General features: G+C 39.4%; 1 protein-coding gene. It reads right to left on the bottom strand.

Going from position 1 to position 1,555, the window contains the following annotated elements:
- Nucleotides 1-13: 13 nt before the first annotated feature.
- Nucleotides 14-1,432: an IS5 family transposase gene (locus tag QUB13_RS30300; RefSeq protein ID WP_333388765.1), complete on the bottom strand. Its 1,419-nt coding sequence runs from the start codon at nucleotides 1,430-1,432 to the stop codon at nucleotides 14-16.
- Nucleotides 1,433-1,555 lie beyond the last annotated feature (123 nt).

Raw genomic sequence — 1,555 nt, 5'->3', positions numbered from 1 at the left:
TTTTACCAATGATTTAAGCCAAAAAACATGAAAAAAGGTTTTTGTTATGAAATAGACCGAAAAAAAGCCAAAAAGCCTGCCGTAGCAGGGCAGAAAGATTCATCACCAGAAAAGTTATTGCGATGCTTGTTTCAGAAGTATTATCAAGTTTAGCCATCACTCTACCGAGGCTAAATCTTCTTTTAGCTTCTCCAAATTTCCCTTCAATTAAGTTACGAATTCTCTCGTCTGATTGAGCTTGTTTTTTCATTGCTTTGCTCAGATTTTTGGGAGGTCTTCCTAGACGGACACCACTCATTCTTATGCCGAGTTCTTTGCACCAAGCTCTATTTTCTTGTGTTCGATATATCCGATCTACATGAATTGATTCAGGGTAAAATCCGGTGAATTGTTTAAATGCTTCTACTTGTCTTTTAAGGTCTCCTGATTCGTTGAAGTTATCCCAACTAATTCGGTCTAAAAACACGTACCCATTTCGACAACTGGCTGACAGTTTTGCCCCAAATTCAACGGATTTCCCGGCTTTCCCTCTGACGATGGGGCGGATACGTGGTTGCTTTAAACTTACTATTCTGTCGGGAATACTATGTTCTTTCTTTTCATACATTGACAACTGTTGACGGTAGACTTCTGCCACTACTAACAGCATTTTATAATGAGATTTAGTCAGTAACTGTAGCTCACCCATTCCCTCTATATTCGCCAAATTTCTTTGGATGTATTGCAGTTGTTTTTTAATTGCTTTTCTTCTTTCTTTTCGTCGTGGCTTTCGCTGTTTTGCTATAGTTAGGTATTCTTTCCTGGCTCGGTTTCGATATGTCCTCGGTTTTTTTTTTACGGGTGATTTAATTTGATTGTGCAGAGCATCTATGATTTTTTCAGTATGTTCTCTTGCTTGATTTAATAGTCCTAAGTCGGTCGGATATTTAATGTCGGCTGGCGTACAGGTGGCATCTAATATTAATTTTCCTTGATTTTTGGGTTCACTTATTTCTGATGACTCTTTTTCGACGAGAACTCCTAGCACTTCGGTCTGCTCTTTGACCATTTTTTCGTTGATTTTATTGACTAGGTTGACACCTATTCTCTCCCTAAAATGAACGAACATGGATGAATCAAATGGTGCGGCATCACTATAGGTTGTCATGCCTATAAAGTATTGTAGGTATGGGTTTTCTCTTATTTGTTCTAGCGTTTCTTTGTCGCTGGTTCCTAGCCTTTCTTTAATTATTAATGCCCCCAATGCCATCCTAAATGATTTGGCAGGCGCTCCTGTAGATACTGTAAAATTTTCGGCATATTCATCTTCAAATTCTGACCACGGAATTATTTTTGCCATGATTACCCAACGATTATTCTCTGATAATTGCCCCTGTCCGTGAAGGTCAAAGTTGGAAGGTGGGGTTGGGGTTGGGTCAACTTTTCGGTACATGAACGAAAGTGCTGCTGTGCATGGCTTTTGACTAATTTTAGCTCATAGTCTTACACGTTGTCTACGCCGAACGCGAGTCAAAGTCTTTTGAGGTAAGGGTTTTAGGCTTATTCAGCAAGCCCT

This window comes from Microcoleus sp. B4-D4 (assembly GCF_036705185.1).
In the GTDB taxonomy this organism is placed as follows: domain Bacteria; phylum Cyanobacteriota; class Cyanobacteriia; order Cyanobacteriales; family Microcoleaceae; genus Microcoleus.
This window is presented reverse-complemented; position numbering and strand designations above follow the sequence as displayed.

Bases quoted from the DNA above. Each gene is read 5' to 3' on its own strand.
- QUB13_RS30300 (WP_333388765.1), bottom strand. From the start codon at position 1,432: ATGTACCGAAAAGTTGACCCAACCCCAACCCCACCTTCCAACTTTGAC.